The sequence below is a fragment of the Rhodococcus huquni genome (genome assembly GCF_055231055.1).
Genome location: NZ_JBUYWE010000001.1, coordinates 204,421 through 219,549, shown reverse-complemented (window position 1 = coordinate 219,549; position 15,129 = coordinate 204,421). Strand labels below are relative to the sequence as shown.

Sequence of the window (15,129 nt, the reverse complement as noted above, 5' to 3'; positions counted from 1 at the left end):
CGTGTCAGCCCCAGCTGGCCTGCGCCCCCAGACTCGCCTTGTCCACCCGCTCGAGTCGACTCTCCGTGTAGGAGGCGATCTGATCGACGACCACCCGCACGCGTGCCGAATCGTCCGCAGCGGTCTCCCACGCTGGGAGAAGCAGCGGATCGAGCCCGGCAGGCGCCGTGGTGAGAAGCCACTCGGCCACCCGGTGCACGCGGTCGCGCTGGCGGTCCTGCCGCGCTTTGTGCCCCTTGTCGGACATCACGTAATACAACGCCACCGTCTTGAGCAGGGCCACCTCGGCTCCGACGACGGGAGGCACGACCAGATCCGTGTCGTATCGCGTCAAAGCGGCGGCGCCGCCCACCTCGCGAGTGCCCGAGATCGCGGCGGTGGCGAATCGGCCCACCAGTTCACTGGTCAGGTTCTTGAGCGCAACCGCACTACCGAGGGTTCCGTCGTACGCCCCGACCTCGGACACCACAGGAAGCTCCGACAACCGTTCGGCTGCCTCCACGAGATCGTCGACCGCCAGGCCGGAGAATTCCGACGCCCCAAGCGTCGCGAGTGCGCGCTGCTCGACAGGGTCGGCCAGCGACCGCAGATCGATTCGCCCCGCGATGACGCCGTCTTCCACGTCGTGCACCGAATACGCGACGTCGTCGGCCCAGTCCATCACCTGTGCTTCGAGGCACTGGCGCCCCTCCGGCGCGCCCGAACGAACCCACGCCAGGACGTCCGCGTCATCGTCGTAGGCGCCGAACTTGGCACCGGGCCTCGGACGAGTCCAGGGGTACTTGATTGCCGCATCGAGAGCGGCGCGGGTCAAATTCAGCCCGGCACTGGCACCCGAGCCGTCGAGCACCTTCGGCTCGAGGCTCGTGAGGATTCGCAAATTCTGCGCGTTTCCTTCGAATCCGCCGCAGGACTGCGCCACCTCGTCGAGAGCCTTCTCGCCGTTGTGTCCGTAGGGCGGATGCCCGATGTCGTGGGCAAGACCTGCCAGATCGACGAGGTCGGGGTCGCAGCCGAGCCCCTCCGCGATGCCACGGCCGATCTGTGCGACCTCGATGGAATGCGTGAGGCGGGTACGCGGAGTGTCCCCATCGCGCGGGCCGACGACCTGAGTCTTGTCCGCGAGTCGGCGCAGCGCCGCCGAATGTTGGACACGTGCGCGGTCACGAGAGAAGTCCGTGCGACGGTGCGCCGCGTCCTGACCTGCCCCCGGCAGTGCGGCGCGCTTGGCCGACTCCGACACGCGGCGTTCGACGTCGTGCTCGGTGTACACACCGCGCGACGAAGGAGAATTGCTCATCTGACGATCACTGCCCTGCCGTGTAGGGGAAGTCCGCGGAGAAATGCGTGAGCTGATACCAGATCAGTGCGCCGGTTTCGCGGGCGATTCCGTGCAGTTGCGAGTCACGAGTGAACACCGCCGGCCCCTGCCGCGTGGGCGCCGTCCAAGCATCCAGCCCCGCGTCACGGGCCATGGTCCGAGTGCGAAGCGAATGCCACGGGTCACTCACCAGCACCGCGGTATTCAGTCCCTGGGACGCCATCTCGTCGCTGACCGCCTCGATGCTCCGCAAGGTATCCGAGCCCACTTCCACCGCTGTGATGCTGTCGGCAGGCACGCCCCGCTCGATCAAGTAATTCTTGCCGGAGGCGGCCTCGGTGTATTCGTCGCCCTCCTGCTTGCCGCCGACGGTGACCACGCGCGGGGACACACCCTGCTCGAACAACTTGTACGCCTGCTCCAGACGAGCCGCGAAAACGGACGAGGGCGTGCCCGCATATTGGGCCGCTCCGAGCACCACGATGGCGTCCGCAGCCGACTTGTCGTCGGTCCGCGCGACCTGCCAGACCCGGACTGCAGTTCCGGCTACGAGCACGATCCCGACCAGGAGCGTTCCCACTATGAGGCGGCGTACCCATCGCAGGAGGCCGTCGAAGAAGCCGCTGCGCGCAGAACTGTACGTAACGGTGTCACGGTCGAACTCTGAATTCACTCCACAATTCTGCCAGTTCCGCGCCGGGTGCCACCGTCTGGACTCGCCACAACCGATAGATTCGATGCCATGTCATCCGCATCGCAGGCTGCCCGTCGACTCATCGCGGGAACTGCCGCAGCCTTCCTTGTGGCACTTCTGTCCTTCACTGCCTCTCCTGCCGTCGCCGGGGCCGACGCTCCGTCTCGCCTACCTGGGCAGATCACGGACACCGTCGGAGCGTTGAATTCGAGCGAGCTCGACGACGTACAGGGTGCGATCGACCAGTTGTACGCCGATCACAAGATTCGACTCTGGGTGGCGTACGTCACCGACTTCGACGGCCTGTCGGAGGAATCGTGGTCGACCCGGACGGCGGAGGCATCGAGCCTCGGCGACCGCGACGTCCTGCTGTCGATAGCCACCGTCGACCGTGCCTACTACCTGAGCGCTTCATCGGCGATGAAGGACGTCACCCCGTCCGAGTTGGACTCCATTCGAGTGGACGCTGTCGAACCCGCGCTACGCGAAGAGGACTGGTCCGGCGCTGCGGTCGCTACCGCCGGCGGTCTCGACGACGCGATGAGTTCGAGCGGTGGCATGTCGCCCGGCACGTTGCTCGTAGGTGGCGGCGTGATCGTCGTCGGCGCAGGCGGTCTCGCGCTCTACTCCCGCAAGCGCCGAGCCGACAGGGTGAAGGCGGGAGCCCGGGCGGCCGAGAACATCGACCCGAACGACACTGCAGCACTGGCGGCACTCGACCTTCCCACCCTCGAACAGCGCGCCGGGGCGGTCCTGGTGGAGACGGACAACGCAGTCCGAACCAGCCAAGAAGAACTCGACCTGGCCCGTGGAGAGTTCGGAGACACGGCGGTCGAGCCGTTCACCAAGGCGTTCGACGGAGCCCGCTCGGCGCTCGTCTCCGCGTTCGAGATCCAGCAGCGCCTCGACGACGCGATCCCGGAGACACCCGCACAGAAACGCGACATGCTCATCGAGATCATCTCGTCGTGTGGGCGCGCGGACCGCGAACTCGAGGACCAGGTTCGAGAGTTCGACGGTTTGCGCAATCTTCTGATCAACGCCGGCGATCGTTTGGACGAGCTCACCCAGAAGGTCGTCGGGGTATCGGTTCGCATTCCTGACTCCGACGAAACGCTGACCCAGCTACGCACCGAATTCCCCGCCGAATCGCTTGCGCCGATCACCGACAACGTGAAGATGGCCGGCGAGCGTCTGAAGTTCGCGGAGCAGTCGATCGAGCACGGCCGCGACACGCTGGCGTTGCCCGCAGGCAAACAAGGCCCCGCGGTCACTGCAATTCGCTCGGCCGAATCCGCGATCGCACAGGCACAGTCACTTCTCGACGCAGTCGACCACGCCGCCGAGAACATTCGCCATGCGATAGCGACACTGCCCGAAGCGGTCACCGATCTCCAACGCGGCATAGACGCGTCAGGGCAGTACACGAAGCAGCGCGGTGGCCGTCTCACGAAGGCGAAGGCAGGCGCCGAATCCGCACTCGCCACCGCCCACACGACGAAGAGCTCCGATCCTCTTGGCGCGTTTTCGGCAATCGTCGAGGCCGACGCAGAGCTCGACGCCGCACTCGACCACGCCAAGGCGACGAAAGAAGAAGCGGACAAAGCGATTCAACGTCTCGACCGCGAGATCACCGCTGCCCAGTCTCAGGTGACTACGGCCTCGGACTTCGTGTCGACCCGTCGTGGAGCCGTCGGCGCGGAGGCCCGTACTCGTCTCACCGAGGCACAGCGCCACCTGGATGCCGCCCGGCAGCTCGCACAAAGCGATCCAGAGAAGGCGTTCCAGCACGCCCGAGCGGCCTCGAGCCTGGCGACCCGCGCACTCAGCGCGGCTCAGAACGACGTTCGGCAGTGGGAGTCGCGGCAGGGTCCCGGACGTGGCGGAGGTACCGGTACCGCAGGGGCCGTTCTTGGCGGCATTCTCATCGACAGCGTGCTTCGCGGCGGCATGAGAGGTGGCCGTAGGGGCGGTTTCGGTGGCTTCGGTGGCGGGGGCTTCGGCGGCGGCTTCGGTGGCGGTCCCGGATCGTTCGGTGGGCCGAGCAGCTCGGGTCGAATCGGCGGTGGCGGCCGCTTCTGATCAGCTTCGGGCTGCCCGTTCCCGAAAGAATGCCGCAGACTCGGCGTCGGACGGATAGAAGGCCTCGATCGCGATCTCGGACAGCGTCACATCCCGCGGCGTCCCGAATACGGTGGTGGTGCTGAACATCGAGATCTCGGTGTCGCCCACCCGGTACCGCAACGGCACCACGAGGGCGGGCCCTCGGCCGATACTTCCTCCCTTCCCGCCCGGGTATGCAGACAGCTCCCGGTAGAGATCCGACAGTGTCGCGTCTCCGGTCGTCTCCACCTCACGCCACAGCCTTTCGAGCAAGTGGGCCCGCCACTCCCCCAGATTGGCGATACGCGGCGCCATGCCGTCCGGATGCAGACTCAGCCGCAGGACGTTCACCGGCGGTTCGAGCAGGTGCGGTGCGGCTCCTTCGATCAGCACGCCGATCGCATCGTTGCCCGCGACCAGATCCCACTCGCGGTCGACCACCACCGCGGGAAAGGGCTCGTGCGCCGAAAGGATTCGATCGATCGCGTCACTGACCGCCGCCATCGGCGTATCCGACAGAGCGTGACGGGAGAATTCAGGTGCGTAGCCTGCCGCCAACAAAAGAGTGTTCTGCTGGCGCAGAGGGACTTCCATGCATTCGGACAGGCGCAGAATCATGGTCTTGGTCGGGAGCGATCGTCCGTTCTCGACGAAGCTGAGGTGTCGGGCGGACACTCCTGATTTCGAGGCCAGCCCCAACTGCGTGAGGCGACGTAGTTCACGCCACTGTCGCAGCAGCACACCCACGGGAGCAGCCGTCTCGGTCGTCGTCATGGCTCCAACGTAGCCAGTCGGGGTTACCGCTGCGATTACCTCCGAGGTAATCGACTAACCGAGATTCCGAGCGCAATGTGGTCTTCACACCGCATCGCCGCCGAGTGCGATGGTAAGACCGAAAGGATTGATCATGACGCGTTTCGACGAACTCGCCGGTAGATACATCGAGACCTGGAACGAGACGAACGAGGCCAATCGGCGCGAACTCCTCACCCGGTACTGGTCGCCCGAGGCCCGCTACGTAGATCCGCTGGGTGTCGCCGACGGCCCCCACGCGATCGGCGACATGATCGCCGGAGTGCAGTCACAATTCGCAGGTCTGCAGTTCAGCTTGGCGGGTCCGGTGGACGCGCACCACGACGTGGCACGATTCCGCTGGCATCTCGGCAAGCCCGGCGAGGAGCCGGTCATCGTCGGATTCGATGTGGCCGAATGTGATTCGGACGGCCGCCTGAGCTCGGTGCTGGGCTTTCTCGATCAGGTGCCCACATGAGCACCCCAACCTATGCGGTGGGGCATCTTCGGAACATCACGATGGGCGACGACATCGTCGAGTACCTCGAACGAATCGACGCGACGCTGGCGCCGTTCGGCGGCAGATTCATCGTCCACGGAGCGTCACCCGACGTGCGCGAGGGAACGTGGACGGGCGACCTCGTCGTCATCGAATTTCCCAGCAGGACAAGCGCGACCGGCTGGTACGACTCGCCCGAGTATCGAGAGATCATCCCGCTCCGGGCCGAGAATTCGGACGGGACCGTATTCCTGATCGACGGAGTCGATCAACCACACCGAGCGACCGACATACTGGCCTGACGCCCGAGGGCGGGCACCGTTTCGGTGCCCGCCCTCGTAGGTGTGTTCGTCAGCAGCCGATGAGCCGCTGGGCCAGGTAACCCTCGACCTGATCCAAGGCCACCCGCTCCTGCGCCATCGAGTCACGCTCGCGCACCGTGACGGAGTGGTCGTCGAGAGTGTCGAAGTCCACGGTGATGCAGAACGGGGTACCGATCTCGTCCTGACGGCGGTAGCGGCGGCCGATGGCTCCGGCATCGTCGAACTCGACGTTCCAGTTCCGGCGCAACGTAGCGGCCAGATCCTTCGCCTTCGGTGTGAGATCCGCGTTGCGAGACAGCGGCAGAACCGCAGCCTTCACCGGAGCGAGCCGCCGGTCGAGACGCAGGACCGTGCGCTTGTCGACGCCGCCCTTCGCGTTGGGCGCCTCGTCCTCGGTGTACGCATCCACCAGGAACGCCATCAGCGAGCGGGTGAGCCCGGCGGCCGGCTCGATCACGTACGGCGTGTACCGCTCGCCGGTCGTCTGGTCGTAGTAGTTGAGATCGGTTCCCGAGTGCTTCGAGTGCGTGGACAGGTCGAAGTCGGTGCGGTTGGCAACGCCTTCGAGCTCGCCCCATTCGCTGCCCTGGAAGTGGAAGCGGTACTCGATGTCGACGGTCCGCTTCGAGTAGTGCGAAAGCTTGTCCTCCGGGTGTTCCAACAGACGCAGGTTGTCGCGGTCGATTCCGAGACCCGTGTACCAGTCCATCCGGTAGTCGATCCAGTACTGGTGCCACTCTTCGTCGTCACCCGGCTTGACGAAGAACTCCATCTCCATCTGTTCGAACTCGCGGGTGCGGAAGATGAAGTTGCCGGGCGTGATCTCGTTGCGGAAGCTCTTGCCGATCTGGCCGATTCCGAACGGCGGCTTCTTGCGCGAGGTGGTCAGCACGTTGCCGAAGTTCACGAAGATGCCCTGCGCCGTCTCCGGGCGCAGGTAATGCATGCCCTCTTCGCTCTCCACGGGGCCGAGATGAGTCTTCAGCATCATGTTGAAGTCGCGCGGCTCGGTCCATTTTCCGACCGTGCCGCAATCCGGGCAGCCCAGCACGTCCATCGAGACGTCGTCCGGGTTGTCGAGGCCCTTCTTCGCCGCGTAGGCCTCCTGGAGGTGATCCTGGCGGTGACGCTTGTGGCAGTTGAGGCACTCGACCAGCGGGTCGTTGAACACCCCGACGTGACCGGAAGCAACCCATACTTCGCGAGGAAGGATCACCGAGGAGTCGAGACCGACGACGTCTTCACGGCTGGTGACCATGTTGCGCCACCACTGCTTCTTGATGTTGTCCTTCAGCTCTACGCCGAGCGGACCGTAGTCCCATGCGGACTTGGTACCGCCGTAGATCTCACCGCACGGGAAGACCAGGCCACGCCGCTTGGCGAGGTTGACGACGGTTTCTACTTTGGACTTGGGGGCCACTCGACTGCTCTCCATCTGGGTAATAGATGCATGGTTCACTTGCGCATTTCGGGAACCAGCCTATCTGTCCGTAGTTCTCGTTCTCAGGCGCCCGGTTGACATGCGCAAACGTGCATATCAAAATGGAATCGGTTTGCAATAGCGTGCCGTAGGGTCGGATTGCTGCTCGGCGTCCGCACAACGAAGGGGTATCACCATGAGCGTGACCGGAACTGGTGAGCTCCACGTGGATCCGCATTCTCACGACCCCTTCGACACCGCCTCCGCAGCCCCCGTCCCCGCGAAGGAAACCCTGATCGCGGCCGGTGACCTGCTCCGCGCTCTCGCCGCGCCGGTGCGTATCGCGATCGTGCTTCAACTACACGAATCCGAACGATGCGTACACGAATTGGTGGGCGCGTTGGGCGTCACCCAACCTCTGATCAGTCAACACCTTCGTGTCTTGAAGGCGGCCGGCGTCGTCCGCGGTGAACGGAACGGCCGCGAGGTGCTCTACCGCTTGGTCGACGACCACTTGGCGCACATCGTCGTCGACGCCGTCGCCCACGCCGAGGAAGGATAGAACTCTTGCCCCAGCAGACGCGACGAGCGCCGGCCGAAGTGGGTGTGCGCTCCACCAAACAGCGAAGCGCCATCTCGGCACTACTCGACGACATCGAGGAGTTTCGCTCGGCGCAAGAACTTCACGACGAGCTTCGCAAGCGCGGGGAAGGCATCGGTCTGACCACGGTCTACCGAACCCTGCAGGCACTGGCCGATTCCGGCACCGTGGACGTTCTACGTACCGACACGGGCGAATCCGTGTATCGCCGGTGTTCGTCCGGGCATCACCATCACCTGGTGTGCCGGGACTGCGGATTCACCGTCGAAGTAGAAGGCCCCACCGTCGAACAATGGTCGCAGTCGGTCGCCGACTCGAACGGTTTCAGCGACATCAGCCACACGGTCGAGATCTTCGGCCTGTGTCGCGAGTGCACATCGAAATAGAACTCGAAGAACCGAAGGACCCGGCACGACCGGGATGCCTACGAGTCCGACGAATAATCGTTCCGACCCGAAACGGGAACCACCCTGCGCAGGAAAGACAACTGTTCGTCGACGACGATCGGAAACATCGGTTCGACGTACGGATCGAAATGGCCTCCCTGGTGAATGCGCACGGTAGCGTCCTTGATTTTCAGCGCTGCCTTGATTGCCACCGATGCCGGCGTGACAGCGTCGTCGGCCATGATCTGCACCAGAGTGGGGCATGCGATCGAGCCAGCGGTACGGCCAGGGGAATACAGGCCGATGCGAAGCAAGATCCGCGCAGCGACGGTCTCGGGATACTCGCCGCCGCTCAGGCTCGATGCGCTCATCAGTCGGTCCCTGCCGTCCATGGCGTCCGGTGAGGTCATGACCGCCAGGTCCCCGGGCCGGCCAACGGAGTCGATGTAGCGAGGTGACCGCCCGAGCGCTGCGCGCGCCTGATCGAGCAGGGCCGACGGCAAAACGCGCAGCGCGTTCCGCAGTCCCGTTGCACGAACGGCCGCAATCCCGTTCACGTGAGGTACCTGTGCGATGACCGCGGCAAAGTCCTCGCCCGTTCCCGCCAGGGTGAGAACGTGCCCACCCGCGAACGACGTGCCCCAACCCACGATGCGACGACCGGCGACACCGTCGAGAGATCGGGTGTACGACACTGCATTACGCCAATCCTGATGCTGCTTCGAGATGTCGAGCAGCTGACGCGGCTCGCCTTCGCTTTCGCCGAAATGTCGGTAGTCGAAGACCAGGACCATATATCCCGCACGTGCGAACACGTCCGCGTAGGCGTAAAGACGGAAAGCGCGCGGAGTACCGAACCCATGGGCCATCACGACGGCCGGTCTGTTCGCTCCGGCATTCGCTGGACGGAACACCGCAACAGCGCAGCGCAGCCCCTCCGAGACGAACCATTCATCACTACGCGAGTACTCGCCGGTACCGCTCGCGCTCGAGGTCATGTCCATGTCTTCCGTTCGCTGTGCGGCTCACGACCCGGCCGCTCGAGCCAAGTCGTCTTGATTCACATTCAAGGAGACGGTAGCAGCGTCTTGAACGACGATCAAGATAGAATCGGCGCATGCCGCGCAACCGCACCCCCGTCGATCACGCCGAGAAGCGCTCCGAGATCGTCGCCGCCGCAATGGCGTTGTTCGCCGACGACGGCTACGACAACACGACGATGGGCAAGATTGCGGGTGCCGTTGGGGTCACCGCGAACACCATCTACTGGTACTTCCGCGACAAAGACGAACTGCTGATCGGTGTGCTCGACGAAGTTCACTCCGGAACTCTCGCGAGCTTCACGGCACTGAGCCGTCTACCGCTCGCCGATCGCATCCTGTGGGTGGTGGGTGAACTCTCCAGATACCACCGCCTCGTGGACACCGTGCACGCCCGCAGTGCTCACTCGCCTCAGATCGATCAGTGGCACAACACTTTTCACGCTCGGTGGGAGCAATGGGCCTCATTGGAACTGAAGCAAGTCGGTGTACCGCCGGAAGACATCGAGCCCATGACACAGGTGATCGTGTCCGTCGTCGAAAGCATGCTGACTCACCAGCGGTCCGAGGCGCAGAATCGCGCGATCCTCGACGTCCTACTCCGCGCAGTTCCGGCGCAGTAGCACTGGTTCGAACTGAATCCGAGCCAGCTGGACCGGCGACCCCTCGAAGGGATTCGGCGTACCCTACGGCAACAAACCCTGCCTCGCCGTGTCAGCCCCGGACAACACGAGCAACAACATGGTGGTGAGAGCCTCTTCGCTCAGTCCCGCCGCAGGGAACGTGTATCGCAGAATGACATCGCCGAACCGGCCGTGCGCGAACAGCGCCACCGACCCGAACTGCACCGATTGATTACGTTCGGCCACCCGCTTGTGCAGTGCCGCACTGATCGGACGATCCCACGCGAGTACACACGTCAACGACACCACGTCGAGGCCGTCGGACAACGTCATCGCGCTGAGCGAGCACAAGGCACCCGCGAATTCGAACCCCAGCGATCCATCGTCGGCGGTGTCGACCGACACGAAGTTCGCGAGTGCTCGGGATGCCCGGTCCTGCAACTCTTCCGACGTCATTTCACGCCCCCGAACCGACGATCCCGGGACGCGAACTCGACGCAGGCCGCCCACAGATCACGTCGGTCGAAATCAGGAAAGAGCTTCTCCTGGTAGACCATTTCGGCGTAGGCCGACTGCCACAGCAGAAAGTTGGAGGTGCGCTTCTCCCCCGAAGGCCGGAGAAAGAGATCGACATCGGGCATGTCCGGCTCGTCGAGATAGCGGCCGATGGTCGCCTCGGTGATCTTCTCGGGATCGAGGGTGCCCGCCGCTACCCTCCGGCCGATTTCGCGTGCTGCGTCGGCGATCTCGGCGCGTCCGCCGTAGTTGACGCACATCGTCAGGTTCATGACGGTGTTGTGCTTCGTCATCTCCTCGGCGATCTCGAGTTCCTTGATCACGCTTCGCCACAGCTTCGGGCGACGGCCGGCCCAACGAACTCGCACCCCCATCTCGTGCATCTCGTCTCGGCGACGTCTGATCACGTCGCGGTTGAATCCCATGAGGAAGCGCACTTCCTCTGGGCTGCGCTTCCAGTTCTCTGTCGAGAACGCGTACGCGGACAACCACTCGACGCCCATATCGATGCAGCCGCACACGGTGTCCATCAAAACGGCTTCGCCACGTTCGTGCCCGGCGGCCCGCGGAAGACCACGTTCCTGAGCCCATCGACCGTTGCCGTCCATGACGAGTGCGACGTGGCGCGGAATCAGTTCTGTCTGCAGCTTCGGGGGTGTGGCACCGGAGGGGTGCGGGTCCGGTGGGCGTACCGCCCGATCGGGCCCGGAGTCACGCGGTGCTCGCGGTTCGCGTCGTCGAATCACGCTCCCCATCCTGCCTGACCCGATCCTGCTCACCTACCGCCGCATGGGGACGCGCCCGTTCGATGAGCGGCAAGGTGCGCAACTGCCGTTCGAGATGCCATTGAAGATGGGCCGCCACGAGACCGCTCGCCTGCGAGCGAAGTGCCGGTGGGGTCACCTCGGTTCCGGCCCATTCGCCGCGATACAGCGCGTCCATGTGATCGAGGACCCCGGGCGACGGTGTCGCTGCTCCGGGTGGCCTGCAATGCACGCACACCGCACCGCCTGCCGCGACATGGAAGGCACGGTGCGGACCGGGGGCCGCACAGCGCGCACATTCATCGAGAGCCGGCGCCCAACCTGCGTATCCCATGGCCCGCAACAAGAAGGCGTCCAGAATGAGCTCCGGCAAGCGCTGGTGTTGTGCCACTGCGCGAAGTGCGCCCACGGTGAGATGGTGGAGTTGCAGGGCCGGCGCCCGTTCCTCACCGGCGAGACGTTCTGCGGTCTCGAGGATGGCGCATGCCGTGGTATACCGGCCGTAGTCGTCCACGATGTCCGTCGCAAAGGCATCCACCGTCTGTACCTGGGTGACGATGTCGAGGTTGCGCCCCGGATACAGCTGAAGGTCGATATGCGCGAAGGGCTCGAGCCGCGCACCGAATTTGGACTTGGTTCGCCGGACGCCCTTTGCCACTGCTCTGACCAAGCCGTGCTGACGAGTGAGAAGCGTGACGATGCGATCGGCTTCGCCCAGCTTGTGCTGGCGAAGCACTACCGCATTGTCCCTGTACAACCTCACCGGCTCAGTCTCTCACGAGGCACCGACATCGCCCGGCAGGTGTTCGGTGCGTCCGAAGTCCCGCCCCGATCGAGTCACACGACGAACCGGTACCCCATTCCGGCCTCTGTGACGAGGTGGCGCGGATGTGACGGGTCGTCCTCGAGCTTGCGTCTGAGCTGCGCCAGGTACACCCGCAAATAGTGTGTCTCGGTGGCGTACGCCGGACCCCACACCTCCTGCAGCAGTTCCCTCTGGCCCACGAGTTTCCCCTTGTTCCGCACCAGCATCTCGAGCATTCCCCATTCGGTCGGGGTGAGGTGCACTTCCGAGTCGGCCCGCCGCACGGTCTTGGCTGCGAGATCGACGGTGAACGATTCCGTCTCCACGACCGGTTCACTCGTGTCGGCGACGGCGTTCGCCCGACGGTCGGCCGCACGCACCCGCGCCAGGAACTCGTCCATTCCGAATGGCTTCGTGACGTAGTCGTCTGCACCGGCGTCGAGGGCTTCCACCTTGTCCGCAGAATCGATACGTGCCGACAGAACGATCACCGGCGCCGAACACCACCCGCGGAGACCGGCGAGAACTTCTGTCCCGTCCATGTCGGGAAGCCCCAGGTCGAGCACGATCACGTCCGGTGGCCTTTCGGCCGCGGCACGCAAGGCGGCTGATCCGGACGCCGCCGTGACCACGTCGTATCCGCGCACGCTCAGGTTGATCCGCAGGGCACGGAGAATCTGCGGTTCGTCGTCGACAACGAGAACCCGTGTCATGGCTGCACCTCTCCCGCCCCCGCCAGCTCCACAACCATCGTCAGGCCACCTCCTGGGGTGTCGGTGGCGCTGATCGTCCCGCCCATTGCATCGACGAATCCGCGCACGACCGAGAGTCCCAAACCGACCCCGGTGGTCGTGTCGCGGTCCCCGATCCGCTGGAACGGCGCGAACATCTCCTCTGCCCGCCCACGCGGAATTCCCGGCCCCGTGTCGGCAACGGTGACCACCGCGCGGTCTCCCACTGCCGCGGCACCAACCCGGATCATGGAGTCGTCGCCATAGCGGAGGGCGTTGTCGATCAGATTCGCGAGCACCCGCTCGAGCAGGCCCGAATCAGCCAAGGCCGTCACCGTTCCGACGTCGACCTCAACCCTCTCCCGAGCTCGGGACCCGGTCCGGCCACCGATTCCCAGACCCACCAGAGCCCGGTGCACGACCTCGTCCAGATACACCGGTCGTAGCGTCGGGGTCACCACACCCGCCGCAAGTCGGGACGAATCCAGCAGATTGCCGACCAACGAGGTCAGTACATCGGCCGATTCTTCGATGGTCGCAAGCAGTTCGGCAGTGTCCTCCGGGGAGAACTCGACCTCGTCACTGCGCAGGCTCGACGCAGCGGCTTTGACCGCCGCCAGCGGAGTTCGAAGATCGTGACTGACGGCGGACAGCAACGAGCGCCGCAGCCGATCTGCTTCTGCCAACGACTCCGCCTGTCCCGCTTCCTGTGCAAGCTCGGCCTGACGGATCATCCCCACCGCTTGATTGGCGACAGCGAGCAGCACACGACGGTCCCTGGCACGCAGTTCACTGCCGCGCAGCGCGAGCGCATATTCACCTTCCTGCACTTCGCAGACAGTGTCGGCGTCCTCGACGCCGACCGGTGGGTGCGGACCCACGGATCCCATCGTTCCGTGGCCCCGCTGCAGCACGCTCACCGAATCCTGACCGTAGGTCACCCGCACCTTCTCGAGCAGTGCGTCCAGGTCGGCCCCGCGCAATACGGACCCGGCGAACAGCGCGAGCAACTCGGCTTCCTGCGATGCCATGCGAGCTTCCCGGGCACGCTTCGCTGCTGCATCGACCAGCACCGCAACGGCCACTGCGACTACGAGCAGCACGACGGTGGTGATGAAGTTGTCCGGCTCGGCGATGGTGAAACTCCCCACCGGCGACGTGAAGAAGTAGTTGAGAAACAGACCCGAGATCAAGGCGGAGAACGCTGCGGGGACCACACCGCCGAGTAGGGAAACGAGTAGGACCACGATGAAGAACAGAGCACCTTCACCGCTCAGGCCGAGCCAGTGGTCGACAGCACTCATCACCAGGGTGGCCACCGATGGTACGACGACTGCGGCGATCCAGGCGATCGCGGTGTGTGCACGGGAACCCATCGGTGACAACCGCCGCGGACGGTGGGACTCACTGTGCGTCACCATGTGTACGTCGATCGGCCCGGACCGGTGCAGCACGCTCGCACCTATGCCCTCGTCGAAGATCCGCGCCCATCGTGTGCGTCGCGACGTACCGAGCACCAGTTGCGTCGCGTTCGCGGTCCGCGCGAAATCGAGCAGAGTCGCCGGGACATCGTCGCCGACAACGCTGTGCAGGCTCGCCCCGATGCTGGCTGCGAGCGTGCGCACCTTGCCCATCTCCGGCGCCGAAACGCCTGCGAGACCGTCACCACGCACGACGTGCACGACGATCAGCTCGGCACTGGCTCTCGAGGCGATCCGGCTCGCTCGACGAACCAGCGTCTCCGACTCCGGTCCACCCGTCACCGCGACCACCACCCGTTCCCGGGCTTCCCAGGTATCGGTGATCTTGTTCTCCGCACGGTATTTCGCAAGTGCGGCATCCACCTGGTCGGCCACCCACAGCAGCGCGAGCTCGCGGAGCGCGGTGAGGTTCCCTGTCCTGAAATAGTTACTCAGCGCCGCATCGGCCTTCTCGGCCGCATAGATGTTTCCGTGGGACAGCCTGCGCCGCAATGCCTCCGGCGTGATGTCGACCAACTCCACCTGGGTGGCGGCGCGAACCACCTCGTCGGGAACGGTCTCCTGTTGGACCACTCCGGTGATCCGCTGGACCACGTCGTTGAGGCTTTCGAGATGCTGGACATTGAGCGTCGAGAGAACATCGATCCCCGCGGCCAGAAGCACCTCGACGTCCTGCCAGCGCTTCTCGTGCACGCTGCCCGGTGTGTTCGTGTGCGCGAGCTCGTCGACGAGAGCCAGCGCCGGCCTGCGGGCAAGTACCGCACCGATGTCGAGTTCCCGGCCGAGCGTGCCTCGGTAGGCGATCACCTTGGGCGGGATCACCTCGAGGTCACCGAGCTGCGCCGCCGTGCGGTCGCGGCCGTGGGTCTCCACAACCGCGGCCACCACATCGCATCCGCGCTCCAGCCGCCTGTGCGCCTCACCGAGCATCGCAAAGGTCTTACCGACACCCGGCGCGGCACCCAGATAGATGCGCAGCTCACCGCGCTCGGCGTTCCGGCGCGGGGCGTCCGGTTCGGGACCACTCACC

General features: G+C 64.9%; 16 protein-coding genes. 6 read left to right on the top strand and 10 right to left on the bottom strand.

Annotated features, from left to right (window positions below; genetic code table 11):
• Positions 1-4: 4 nt before the first annotated feature.
• Both ACZI8R_RS01025 and ACZI8R_RS01020 read right to left on the bottom strand, forming a co-directional pair.
• The gene (locus ACZI8R_RS01025; RefSeq protein ID WP_463377704.1) at positions 5-1,300 is read right to left on the bottom strand and encodes a deoxyguanosinetriphosphate triphosphohydrolase; all 1,296 of its coding nucleotides are present in this window, start codon (positions 1,298-1,300) and stop codon (positions 5-7) included.
• Between the two features lie 7 nt (positions 1,301-1,307).
• The gene (locus ACZI8R_RS01020) at positions 1,308-1,994 is read right to left on the bottom strand and encodes a YdcF family protein (protein WP_463377703.1); all 687 of its coding nucleotides are present in this window, start codon (positions 1,992-1,994) and stop codon (positions 1,308-1,310) included.
• A 69-nt stretch (positions 1,995-2,063) separates the two neighbouring features.
• Here ACZI8R_RS01020 and ACZI8R_RS01015 point away from each other — a divergent pair, with 69 nt between their 5' ends.
• Positions 2,064-4,097 (top strand): TPM domain-containing protein, encoded by a 2,034-nt coding sequence (locus ACZI8R_RS01015; RefSeq protein ID WP_463377702.1) that lies wholly within the window; start codon positions 2,064-2,066, stop codon positions 4,095-4,097.
• Here the strand turns inward: ACZI8R_RS01015 and ACZI8R_RS01010 are convergent, their stop codons facing one another.
• Entirely contained in the window at positions 4,098-4,892 is a 795-nt protein-coding gene (locus ACZI8R_RS01010) for a helix-turn-helix domain-containing protein (RefSeq protein WP_463377701.1), read from the bottom strand.
• Positions 4,893-5,025: 133 nt separating this feature from the next.
• On the opposite strand from ACZI8R_RS01010, the gene ACZI8R_RS01005 reads away from it, so the two are divergent.
• Positions 5,026-5,388 carry a nuclear transport factor 2 family protein gene (locus ACZI8R_RS01005; protein ID WP_463377700.1) on the top strand — a complete coding sequence of 121 codons (363 nt, stop codon included), beginning with the start codon at positions 5,026-5,028 and terminating at the stop codon, positions 5,386-5,388.
• The gene (locus ACZI8R_RS01000; RefSeq protein WP_463377699.1) at positions 5,385-5,711 is read left to right on the top strand and encodes a DUF1330 domain-containing protein; all 327 of its coding nucleotides are present in this window, start codon (positions 5,385-5,387) and stop codon (positions 5,709-5,711) included. The genes ACZI8R_RS01005 and ACZI8R_RS01000 overlap by 4 nt, the downstream gene beginning before the upstream one ends.
• Positions 5,712-5,760: 49 nt before the next feature.
• Here ACZI8R_RS01000 and ACZI8R_RS00995 read toward each other — a convergent pair whose 3' ends face one another.
• On the bottom strand, positions 5,761-7,152 hold the full coding sequence (locus tag ACZI8R_RS00995; protein ID WP_463378181.1) for a glycine--tRNA ligase: 1,392 nt from the start codon (positions 7,150-7,152) through the stop codon (positions 5,761-5,763).
• Positions 7,153-7,348: 196 nt separating this feature from the next.
• Here ACZI8R_RS00995 and ACZI8R_RS00990 point away from each other — a divergent pair, with 196 nt between their 5' ends.
• Entirely contained in the window at positions 7,349-7,714 is a 366-nt protein-coding gene (locus ACZI8R_RS00990; RefSeq protein WP_463377698.1) for an ArsR/SmtB family transcription factor, read from the top strand.
• A gap of 5 nt (positions 7,715-7,719) precedes the next feature.
• Complete coding sequence (locus tag ACZI8R_RS00985) at positions 7,720-8,139, top strand: Fur family transcriptional regulator (RefSeq protein WP_463377697.1); 420 nt, start codon at positions 7,720-7,722, stop codon at positions 8,137-8,139.
• Between the two features lie 38 nt (positions 8,140-8,177).
• Here the strand turns inward: ACZI8R_RS00985 and ACZI8R_RS00980 are convergent, their stop codons facing one another.
• Positions 8,178-9,137 carry an alpha/beta hydrolase gene (locus ACZI8R_RS00980; RefSeq protein ID WP_463377696.1) on the bottom strand — a complete coding sequence of 320 codons (960 nt, stop codon included), beginning with the start codon at positions 9,135-9,137 and terminating at the stop codon, positions 8,178-8,180.
• A gap of 119 nt (positions 9,138-9,256) precedes the next feature.
• Between ACZI8R_RS00980 and ACZI8R_RS00975 the strand changes: the two genes are divergently transcribed.
• On the top strand, positions 9,257-9,802 hold the full coding sequence (locus ACZI8R_RS00975; RefSeq protein ID WP_463377695.1) for a TetR/AcrR family transcriptional regulator: 546 nt from the start codon (positions 9,257-9,259) through the stop codon (positions 9,800-9,802).
• Positions 9,803-9,865: 63 nt separating this feature from the next.
• On the opposite strand, the gene ACZI8R_RS00970 is transcribed toward ACZI8R_RS00975, so the two are convergent.
• The 5 genes from ACZI8R_RS00970 to ACZI8R_RS00950 form a co-directional block, all read right to left on the bottom strand.
• On the bottom strand, positions 9,866-10,258 hold the full coding sequence (locus ACZI8R_RS00970; protein WP_463377694.1) for a YbjN domain-containing protein: 393 nt from the start codon (positions 10,256-10,258) through the stop codon (positions 9,866-9,868).
• Positions 10,255-11,064 carry an isoprenyl transferase gene (locus ACZI8R_RS00965; protein ID WP_463377693.1) on the bottom strand — a complete coding sequence of 270 codons (810 nt, stop codon included), beginning with the start codon at positions 11,062-11,064 and terminating at the stop codon, positions 10,255-10,257. Before ACZI8R_RS00965 ends, ACZI8R_RS00970 begins: the two co-directional genes overlap by 4 nt.
• Positions 11,030-11,845, bottom strand: coding sequence for a DNA repair protein RecO (gene recO / locus ACZI8R_RS00960; RefSeq protein ID WP_463377692.1), 816 nt, complete (start codon positions 11,843-11,845; stop codon positions 11,030-11,032). Before recO ends, ACZI8R_RS00965 begins: the two co-directional genes overlap by 35 nt.
• A gap of 74 nt (positions 11,846-11,919) precedes the next feature.
• Entirely contained in the window at positions 11,920-12,600 is a 681-nt protein-coding gene (locus ACZI8R_RS00955; RefSeq protein WP_463377691.1) for a response regulator, read from the bottom strand.
• Positions 12,597-15,128, bottom strand: a complete 2,532-nt coding sequence (locus ACZI8R_RS00950) for a DUF4118 domain-containing protein (RefSeq protein WP_463377690.1) — start codon at positions 15,126-15,128, stop codon at positions 12,597-12,599. The genes ACZI8R_RS00955 and ACZI8R_RS00950 overlap by 4 nt, the downstream gene beginning before the upstream one ends.
• Position 15,129: the final 1 nt, after the last annotated feature.